The following is a 10,275-nucleotide window of genomic DNA, read 5'->3' as shown; positions in this document are numbered from 1 at the left end:
CTGACCAATATTTGGGTGGGGAAACTCCTCCAAGTAAGTCAACTCGTGGAAAGAGGAAGCCTAAAGAGCAATCTTTGGAATCCCCCGCTATATTCGGTACTCCGAATTAGCGGCGGGAGGATGTCAAACTTTCCCGGCACAATTACTTTAAGCGCACAAACGCTACTGGCAATTCTGAATGAAATGGCGGAAAGTATTTACCAAGCTGGGTTTCGCAAATTGGTGTTGATGAATTCCCACGGCGGACAACCCCAGGTGATGGAAATTGCAGCGCGGGATATTCACTTAAAATACGGGGATTTTATGGTTTTCCCCCTATTTACCTGGCGCGTGCCTCATATTACTGCAGAATTGCTCGCGCCGAAAGAAGCACAGTTGGGCATTCACGCTGGAGATGCGGAAACGAGTTTGATGCTTTCTATCCTGCCAGATCAAGTGAAAATGGATAAAGCCGTTGCCGAGTATCCCGATTTGCCACAAGATACGCTGCTAAGCATGGAAGGCAGATTACCCTTTGCTTGGGCAACAAAAGATTTGAGTAAAACAGGGGTGTTTGGCGATCCTACCGTGGCGACGAAGGAAAAGGGCGATCGCATCCTCGACTCGGTATCCAACGGTTGGGTGCAAGTTATTAAAGATATATATGCTTTTCGACAACCTCAAGCTTTTGATCGGGATTAAAGTTGTTCGCTGTTTTTCTTCCTATAACAGAGTGCGATATGCCTCGCTTCCGCTGGCGCCAACGCATTTTTCTCTCAAAATTTGATTGACAAACTCCCCACATAGAGTTTAACTTAGAAAAACCGCAGCGCAATTGTATTTATTCCTATGAACTTTCCCCCTCAACTCCAACAAGATATAGAAAAATGGGCAAACATTCAGGGAATATCAACTGAACAGTTTGTTTGGCAGGCGATCGCTGAAAAAATTGAGGCTTTGAGTCATAAAACGGCTGAAAAACATCCTGAACACAACTCTGAATTAACAAGTATACTGCCATCTAATCAAGCAAAAATATATCGAAAAGAAGGAATTTTATTCGGGGATGCGGAATTACCAAAAAACTTCGATATTAATACTTTCATAGATGAGTTACGAGAAGAACGTATTCAGGAGCAAATGGCTTTATAAAATTATTGTTTGATACCTCTGTCTTGGTTGCTGCATTAATTGTCAATCATCCGAAGCATTCTGTTTGTTTCTCACGGATCAAGGCAGCAGAATCTAGACAAATTCAAGGGTTTATCTCGACTCACAGCTTGGCGGAAACGTATTCTGTAATGACGCGCTTGCCGATTCAGCCACGCATTACTCCCCAACAAGCTCAGAGCATTATTGTAGATGTTTTGCAGTACATTGAAGTGATGCCACTCCTCTCCAATGATTATCAGATTGCCATCGCTCAAATGGTAACATTAAATCTTCCGGGTGGCGGTATTTTTGATGCTCTAATTGCTCAAGCTGCTCTGAAAGCAGAGGTAGCTGTTCTCCTGACGCTTAATCCGAATCACTTCACTCGTTTGGCAGCAGGGATCGCTCCTCTTGTGCAAATCCCTGAGTAAGTGCGATCGCATCTTTTTATCAAACGACGAGGTTATGCGATCGCTCTTTGCTCGGATATTTGAGGAGTAAATAGCGATCGCACCTCCACCTCATCCCAAAAGCGATCGCTTTTTCACAGTGGTTTAAGTGCGAGCGCGATTTGTTACAAATCCTTCCAGCTCCATTTCTTTCTCGGTTGATTTGGAGAGCTTTCGTTTGCCCTTCAGGACTGTACCCAAAGCACCGACTACTAGGATGCCAAGGAATGTAGAAGGTTCAGGTACGGGAACGGGATGGAGACGTGCATAGACTACATTTTCCTCAGGCAAAACATCTATAAAACTAGCCTCTACAGTAGTAGCATATCTATTTCTAGATGTTTTAACAAGTCCACTATTTAGATCAATCTCATACGGTAAATAGAATACCTTGGTTCCAACGGATTCAAACCAAAGTTCTGTTGCTCCAGTCCTTGATAAAAAAAGGTTGATCCCTTGGACTGATTGGTTTATAGCATCCCCAGCATCTATTTGATTTAACAGATCGAACTTTGGCGGTGTACCGAATACGCTAGTTACAGTTCCCCGTTCCAAAGTAATATTGTATATATTTGATACGCCTGTGCTGGGCAAAGTAAAGGAAACTCCATTTATGCCTGCTAACACACCAGGGCTAGAAAATATAATATCAGCTGCCTGACTTGGGGCGACGATAACACAAGCTGTTACTACGGTGGTAGTAATAGACAAGATGGGCTGGAATAAAAAACGAGTAAGGTTCATTACCAGATCCTGATAAAGTAATAAAGATGACTTCTGTCAATTTAGACTTGATGTATTTACTCAGCAATGATTGATGCGAGCGCACAAACGAGCAACGCAGATACACCTGCTTTTCTTGTCTTCGCAGTTATCTAACCTTTATAGATTCTGCGTAGTTGCTCAGGCGAGGCGATGTGCGAATCGCTCTCTTTAAACCTGATGTATTTACTCAGCAAGGTTTGGCGCGATCGCACACACTAGCAACGCCGATGCTCTTGCTTTTCGCAGTTATCTATCTAAGTAGTTTCTGCGTATTTGGTCAGGCGAGGCGATATGTGAATCGCTTTCGTTGTTAGTAGGGATTAAGGCTTTAAGGTTTTCCTTTTCCTATGTCAGTAACAATAACATTGCATAAATCATAAAAACCATGCTTCATGAATTTTTTATATAGTAAAATTATGTAACAACTTATAGCTTCCTATATCGGTTTAAGTTGCTCTCCGAGAAAACACGGAATCGATTTACTAAAACTTCTGTTAGCTAAATCCTTTGCCAGTTGTACATCTCAGTAATTTTGACTTAATTTTACAAAACTTTATTAAATCAACAAATCAATTAAAACTTAATAAGTATAATTAATAAATATGTATATTTATTAATTATACATGACTTAAGAATGACAGAAACACGTAGACTTATAAGTTAAATATATCGAGAGGTAGATGCCGACTAAGAGTTAAACTTTACACAATTTTTATATATGAACAAAGTAAAATACTGATACTGAGAAGCGCCGCAGGCTACCCTATGGGCTAGGGGAAGGGTTTCGCCTTACAGCCTGAAGGAATTATCGGTGTATCTGTAAATTCGCGGAATATTCAGAGGTGCGATCGCATATTGCTACACGTAACGCGATCGCAACAGCAATGACCGATCCTCACCCCTGGTTAAAAAACTTGTCGTTACCCAGATTTTTTCACGAGTTTGATTAATGGTTTCGGCGTTAGCCCGCCTGGGATTCAAATCGCAGGCTAATAGCAAAAGTCAGTTAAAACAAACTAATATTTTCTAGCAGACCATGTCATGGACTCGAAAGATTTCTTCAGTCCATGACGTGGACTTTCGCTATTAGCCAGGGATTTCAATCCCTGGCGGGCTGGCTGGGAAAGCGTCAATCGGGAAAAAAACCGGGTTTCTTCATAGCGAAACTTGATAGGCGCAGCGTCGCGCACCGGCGACGATATGTTCGGTTCGCTCAACTTTCACTTCTTCTCCCAAAACGCTCTGAAATACTTCTAATTCCCTAGCGCACAATCCCGTACAAACGGTAGCAGCGGCGCAGATGGGACAGTGATTTTCTATTAATAAAAACGAGCCATCTTCTAAACGTTCAACTTCTGCCATGTACCCCTCGTTGGTACGCAGCATCGCCAATGTTTCCAACTTTTCTTGCAACCCATCTTGTGAAACTTGCTCTCGATACGCGGCAATTTGATGGCGAGTTCTCACTTCTAAAAGGCGGTCGATCCCTCCTTCACCAAATGCCTCTGTTACCGAATTAATTAAGCTTAAAGTCAATTCGGCGTATCCCGCTGGAAAAAAGCGATCTGCCGCCGGAGTTAACCGCCAAAGTTTAGCCGGACGCCCCATCGGACGCGGTTCTTCTTGATAGGTGACCAAGCGTTCCGACTGCAAGGCGTACAGGTGTTGCCGAATTGCCATTGCGGAAACTCCCAAGCGCGTAGATAGCTCTTTCGAGTCCATTGCTCCTTCTTGCTTGAGCAAGTTCACGATCGCGCGTCGAGTCCGCACCGTGGCATCGTTTTTCTGCGATTTGGCTTCCATATTAAGAAATTAAAGGAAACTCTTTACAAAGTCAAGTGGGGAGGACTATCGTAGTTTATAAAGAGTTTTCTTTAGAAAGTCAGGAAGGTGAGACGGAGGTCGCACCTATCCTGCCAATGGAGGAAAAAATATGATTTCCAATTCGATAGACGGTTACGTTTGTGCGGCTAAGTTGGCTGATGTGCAAGCAAAAGGAAGCTTGCTGGTAAATTTAGAGAAACACGCAATCGCACTCTTCTATTCCAACGACCAAGTATACGCAATCGATAACCGCTGTCCGCACATGGGTTTTCCCCTCCACGGCAGTACTTGCAAAGATGGTATCGTTACCTGCCCGTGGCATTACGCCCGTTTTGACCTCAAAAGTGGCGGTACTTTTGATTCTTGGGCAGATGATGTGCGTGGGTTCCCAGTGCAAATTCGCGATGGGGAGGTGTGGGTAAATTTAGCACCGCAAGTTGACCCTTACGCCCACCAACGCCAGCGACTGCAAGATGGGTTACAGCACAGTATATCGCTGGTGATTGCTAAATCTGCGATCGCGCTGTTAGACTTAGGTGCTGACTTTACAGAACCGTTCCAAATTGGACTAGAATTTGGCACTCGTTACAACAAAAATGGGTGGGATACTGGTTTATCCATCCACACCTGCTTGATGAACCTACTGCCTTATTTAGATGCAGAAGACCGTCCCCGCGCCCTTTATCAAGGACTTTCCGCAGTTGCTCGCGATAGTGCGGGTGCGCCGCCTCACTTTGTCGTTCACCCGCTGCCGAATTTTTCCGGCGATATTAATGCGCTCAAAAGTTGGTTCCGCCAATTTATCGAACGGCGCGACAGCGAAGCAGCAGAACGATGTTTAGTTACCGCAATTCGGATTGGTGCAGATTCAAAACAAATTGCCGATATGCTATTTGCATCTGCCACGGATCGCCGCTACATTGATGTGGGTCATACCCTGGATTTTATTAATAAGGCACTAGAAGCTTTAGATGCTGTCAATTGGCAAGGAGCGGAAGCGGTTTTACCGAGTTTAGTAGGGGGTTTGGCGAATGCAACTCGCATGGAAGAATCTAACTCTTGGCGCTATCCGGTGGATTTGGTAGAAATTTTGGATGCGGCGTTTGAGCAGTTGCCAAAAGCTTTAGCAGAGGGAGAATCTCACCGAGGTAATTGGTCGGATTTTGAGCAATTGATACCGATTTTATTGGGTGAGGATGCTGTAGCGATCGCCGACGCACTTTTGACAGCTTTAAAAGCAGGTTGTACCGAAGAACAATTAGCAGGCGCGGTGACTTACGCCGCCGCCTTGCGCGTTGCTCGCTTCCATACCAACAACGATCATAGCGATTGGAATACAGCACACCATCCTTTTACATTTGCCAATGCGGTTCACCAAGGTTTGCGACGAGTTCCATCTCCTGAATTACTCAGGGGAGTTTTTGATGCGGCGATGAGCGTCTATTTGAATCGATTTTTGAATATACCGCCCGCCAAACTTCCAGAACCAAAAGATGGAGTGGAAAATCCAGCAGAATTGCTCAAACAATTACCAGAACTGTTCGATCGACAGCAACAAGTAAATCAGGTCGGACAATTGGTGGCACAATATTTGTACGCTGGTGGCAAACCCGAACAATTGATGGCAATGCTGGGCAAGTTAATGTTGCGAGAAAATCGCGACTTTCACGTTATTCAAGAAATGGAAGCGGCATTTCGCCAGTATTCTTTGCTGGGTCAAACTCCTGCGGGAGTTCATGTCTTGGTCGCTGCGGCGCGATATTTAGCCGCTCACGCACCGACGATGCGAAGTCAAGAGCAAACCTATCAAATGGCGTATCGGTTGCATCGCGGCGATCGCTTATTTGAAGAATCTTAGCTAGGCGGGGCGGGAAGAGTTAAATTGTCTGTTTTTACCACAGGCGATTGATATAATATCGTGTCCGCTTGTATCGGCATCGCACGGAGGGGCGGGTTTATAAACACAATTCGCTTACTATGAAACGGGACTGGTAAAACCCGCCCCTACAACGCTATGAACCATACGAGTCCGATCCGAATCAGGCGTCTGTTGACTTGAGGATTTACAAAATTTAGTATTTTTCTACTATACAGCCAGAGCGATCGCGGCTACACTATGTGCAAATCAAGCAGCGTAACGCAGTAGAGGGAAAAGGCGATTTGGATGAACGCATCGCTTTTCCTCAATGCGTGGGAATTCTAATCAAAAATAATGCCAAGGAAAGCGCGTATGAACAACAATCCCAATCAACCCAGAGACTATGATGCCGTGTTGGGCGGTCAAGCGCCACCCCCGGTGCAAGGTGCAGTTTTAGGCGGAATTGAAGGTGTGAAAAGGCGCTTGGCGAGTCCAATGATAGAAGCGCGAATTGCGGCAGTTGCCGAAGCGCTGCAATATGGGGATGCAGGGTTAGAATTGGTAATTGAGGCATTAAAAGATGCTGAAAAACAAGTGCGACGTTCTGCTTATTTGCTGTTGCGAGAAAGAGAAGAACTTCAAGTTAAACAAGCGTTACGCGATTACAAAACTTGGAACTTAGTTGAGCGTCTTGACATCAATGGATATCCCCTTCACGCTACTACTTTTGCTAACCGGAAAGTTGAGGAATTTGATTCTGAAATTGGCATTACCGATCCTAGCAGCACTCCTTACGCCTTAAGAGTCGCAACATGGAACTATCCTCAATATATTGATATTACACACTATCTCGCAAAGCTGTTGCAAGACGATAGAGCAATCCTTGTGGAAGCACTTGTGTTTGGAGTGTGGGATGAATCTGCTATTCTCGTCGATGCACTTGTTGCAGCTAAAGAACAGTTGCCTAATCTCAAGGCTGTTTTCATCGGCGATGTTATTGACAGTGAACGCCAAATATCTTGGCTTTATCAGAGCGATATCAGCCCTGTTTTGGTAGCTTATCCTAATTTAGAGGTTCTGCAAGTGCGGGGTGGGAATGGTTTGGCATTTAGTCCCGTGCAACACGAAAATTTAACAGCTATGATCGTCGAAACTGGAGGACTTGGTAGAGAAACGATTGCTCAGATTTGCGCTTTAAAGTTGCCAGCATTGGAGCATCTTGAATTGTGGCTGGGTAGAGACGAATACGGAGGCGACTCTTCGATTGAGGATTTAATGCCAATTCTTTCTAACCAATCTTTTCCCAATTTAACTTACTTAGGGTTGCGGAATAGCGAATACGCTGACGAGATTGCCAAAGCTTTAGTCAATGCACCTGTACTTGAACAGATTATTGTGCTAGACCTTTCTATGGGAACTTTGACTGATGAGGGAGCATTAGCTTTGTTGAATTGTCCGGCAATTAATCAACTGGATCTGCTCAATGTTTCAGAGAATTACCTATCTGATGAAATGATTCAAAGGTTGTCTGAGTTAGACGTTGAAGTCAGAGCGAACAATCAGAAACAGGAAGAAGATTATAACGATGAAATATATCGCTATTGTTCTGTTGCTGAGTAAAAGATGCGAGTGGATGGAGTGCGATCGCATAACCTGCGTGTAGTGCGATTCTTGGAGCGATAGCTTCGCTTCACGCGCAGCGTGCGCGGTCTGGCATATCGCTAACTTTTGGGAATACTAACACAAAGCGATATTAAGGAAAGCGCGGATGAACAACAATCCCAATCAACAGAAGAGTTTATTGAGAGAGGCGGAGCATCGCGTTACTATGCACTCTATGAATAAACAGCGTCAAGAGATGCTAAACTTTGTCACCATCGCCAATCCCGAAAATCGCCGCGTCGGTTTCTTCCAACAGGCGCTAGAACATTTCAATTTACCACCTGCAACTATAGTCAATTACGCCGACTTAATTGCAGGGAAAGATACCCTGGAACGATTCGATGCACCCAATACCATTATCCGATTTGATTCGCCGGAAAGGAATTTTGAAATTGATAAAGCGATAATTGCTGCGGGTGCAGATGTCTCAGATGACGGTCAACATCAGCGAATTAGCGCGGCGGATGCGATGCTTTTAGAATTCGATAAAGGACGCATTCTTTATCCTCGCCAGTGGTATCTCGGATGGCGTTATTTGTTGCAGCAATGGGAGAAACAATTGCGATGTCCGACGATGAATCATCCGCCAGATATTGCAGCAATGTTTGATAAACCGCTGTGTCACGAATTGTTTAGTTGCAATGGGATACCCGTAGCGCGATCGCTCAATCCTATCCGCAACTATGACGAACTGCGGGAACAGATGAGACACAAGGGATGCGATCGCGTTTTCGTCAAACTCTCCCACGGATCTGCTGCTTCCGGCGTCGTCGCCTACTATACCCACCCGCGCGGCGAATGCGCGATTACCACCGTCGAACGAGTGCGAGAAAACGGGCAAACTCTACTTTATAATTCTCGTAAAATTCGACAATACACCCGCCGCGAAGAAGTTGCCGATATTATCAACATCCTCACCGCAGAAGGCGTCCAAGTTGAAGCATGGCTACCCAAAGCTTATTTGCAAGGATGCCAATTTGATGTCCGGGTAGTAGTAATTGATGGTGAAGCGAAACACCTTGTCGTGCGTTTGGGTAAAAGTCCGATGACCAATTTACACTTAGGCAACGAGAGAGGCGATGCGGAAGAATTTTTGAGCAAAGTTGGGCCACAAAATTGGCAAGAAATGCAGCGAACTTGCGAAGCAGCGGCGGGTTTATTTCCGAATAGTTTATACTGCGGCGTCGATTTGCTAGTTGCGCCGGATTTTAAACATCATGGGATTCTGGAAATTAATGCCTTTGGCGATTTGTTACCGGGGATTTTTTGGCATGGATTAGATACTTATACAAGCGAGGTGAAGGCGATGGTAAATCGATTTATTAACGTAGGGTGCGTTAGCGCTAGCGTAACGCACCGCTAGATCTTGGATGGTGCGTTCCGCTGAAAACCAATAATCATAGCTGAATTTAAGCATAGGCGGAACGCACCCTACAGCTAGCTTATACCAGCGAGGTGAAGGCGATGTTAAATCAAGTCAATCGGAGGAATTTATGCAGGTAAATTTAGGGACTTTACCTTTTTTGCCCGCGCAGCGGACGATTGTCCGCTGCGCTCCAACTACCTACTTTTAACAAGCATTTAGTCAGACAAATACAATTACTATAGTATGACGTTTGCCTGGGATAAACAAGAGGGTTTTGATTTGAAAAACGGATCGGATTGGGGTAATTCGATCAGCAAAACTGATCGATGGGGCAATAGTTAAATAAAAGGAAAAAGGAGCATGTTAAAAACACAACCAGTACCGGAAAAATTCATCGACGTGAACCAAATCGTCGGCACGCACGATATTGCATTCATTACCTTGGATACCCTGCGATACGACGTAGCGAAAAACTTGCTGGCACAAGGAAGAACGCCGAATTTAGCCGCAGTATTGCCAGCGGGAGGATGGGAAGAAAGACACTCACCCGGAAACTTTACCTACGCCGCACACCAGGCATTTTTTGCCGGGTTTCTTCCCACACCGATTGCGCCAGGAATTCACCCGCGTCCCTTTGCATTGCGGTTTGAAGGGAGTACGACAATTGCGGAAACTACCTGCATTTTAGATAGTTCTAATATTGTCGGTGGATTGGCTGCCAAAGGATATCGGACAGCTTGCATCGGTGGCGTCGGTTTCTTCAACAAACTCAACCCATTAAGTAACGTATTGCCAGGTTTATTTGACGAAAGTTATTGGAGTCCGGAATTGGGAGTGACGAACCCGAATTCGACAGAAATGCAGGTGGCGATCGCGCAAAACATCCTCACCCAAACACCCCGCGATCGAAGACTCTTTTTATTCATCAATATTTCCGCCTTACATCAACCGAATTACTTCTACCTTAGAGGTGCGAAAGCAGACACCATCGCATCCCACGCCGCCGCCTTAGAATATGTCGATACCCAACTAGAAAAACTCTGGAATACCTTACAAAAACGCGCACCCACATTCTGCATTCTCTGTTCGGATCACGGCACCGCTTACGGCGAAGACGGATACACCGGACATCGCATCAGTCACTCCGTTGTCTGGACAGTACCCTATGCCGAATTTATCCTGCCATTAAAACAGTAACTCCTTCTCTTTCCTTCGTGTCC

General features: G+C 45.1%; 9 protein-coding genes. 7 read left to right on the top strand and 2 right to left on the bottom strand.

What is annotated here, in order from left to right; all coding sequences use genetic code 11:
* The 3 genes from MiSe_RS33130 to MiSe_RS33120 form a co-directional block, all read left to right on the top strand.
* Nucleotides 1-681, top strand: a 681-nt coding sequence (locus MiSe_RS33130; protein ID WP_226588132.1) for a creatininase family protein, incomplete at its 5' end; no start/stop codon positions are given.
* Nucleotides 682-828: 147 nt separating this feature from the next.
* Complete coding sequence (locus tag MiSe_RS33125) at nucleotides 829-1,131, top strand: hypothetical protein (protein WP_226588131.1); 303 nt, start codon at nucleotides 829-831, stop codon at nucleotides 1,129-1,131.
* Nucleotides 1,128-1,562, top strand: coding sequence for a type II toxin-antitoxin system VapC family toxin (locus MiSe_RS33120; RefSeq protein WP_444980585.1), 435 nt, complete (start codon nucleotides 1,128-1,130; stop codon nucleotides 1,560-1,562). The genes MiSe_RS33125 and MiSe_RS33120 overlap by 4 nt, the downstream gene beginning before the upstream one ends.
* 123 nt (nucleotides 1,563-1,685) lie before the next feature.
* Here MiSe_RS33120 and MiSe_RS33115 read toward each other — a convergent pair whose 3' ends face one another.
* Nucleotides 1,686-2,324: a PEP-CTERM sorting domain-containing protein gene (locus MiSe_RS33115; RefSeq protein ID WP_226588127.1), complete on the bottom strand. Its 639-nt coding sequence runs from the start codon at nucleotides 2,322-2,324 to the stop codon at nucleotides 1,686-1,688.
* Between the two features lie 1,176 nt (nucleotides 2,325-3,500).
* Nucleotides 3,501-4,148, bottom strand: a complete 648-nt coding sequence (locus MiSe_RS33110) for a helix-turn-helix transcriptional regulator (protein WP_226588125.1) — start codon at nucleotides 4,146-4,148, stop codon at nucleotides 3,501-3,503.
* 130 nt (nucleotides 4,149-4,278) lie between these two features.
* Here MiSe_RS33110 and MiSe_RS33105 point away from each other — a divergent pair, with 130 nt between their 5' ends.
* From MiSe_RS33105 to MiSe_RS33090, 4 genes are all read left to right on the top strand, one after another.
* Nucleotides 4,279-6,027: a Rieske (2Fe-2S) protein gene (locus MiSe_RS33105; RefSeq protein WP_226588123.1), complete on the top strand. Its 1,749-nt coding sequence runs from the start codon at nucleotides 4,279-4,281 to the stop codon at nucleotides 6,025-6,027.
* Nucleotides 6,028-6,399: 372 nt separating this feature from the next.
* On the top strand, nucleotides 6,400-7,647 hold the full coding sequence (locus tag MiSe_RS33100) for an STM4015 family protein (RefSeq protein ID WP_226588121.1): 1,248 nt from the start codon (nucleotides 6,400-6,402) through the stop codon (nucleotides 7,645-7,647).
* A 148-nt stretch (nucleotides 7,648-7,795) separates the two neighbouring features.
* Nucleotides 7,796-9,052 (top strand): STM4014 family protein, encoded by a 1,257-nt coding sequence (locus MiSe_RS33095; RefSeq protein ID WP_226588119.1) that lies wholly within the window; start codon nucleotides 7,796-7,798, stop codon nucleotides 9,050-9,052.
* Between the two features lie 363 nt (nucleotides 9,053-9,415).
* Nucleotides 9,416-10,252, top strand: a complete 837-nt coding sequence (locus MiSe_RS33090) for an STM4013/SEN3800 family hydrolase (protein WP_226588117.1) — start codon at nucleotides 9,416-9,418, stop codon at nucleotides 10,250-10,252.
* Nucleotides 10,253-10,275: the final 23 nt, after the last annotated feature.

Origin of the sequence: Microseira wollei NIES-4236, assembly GCF_020521235.1 — a bacterium.
Taxonomy (GTDB): Bacteria; Cyanobacteriota; Cyanobacteriia; order Cyanobacteriales; family Aerosakkonemataceae; genus Microseira; species Microseira wollei.
The sequence above is the reverse complement of the archived record's forward strand: the minus strand, read 5'-3'. Positions and strand labels throughout refer to the sequence as shown.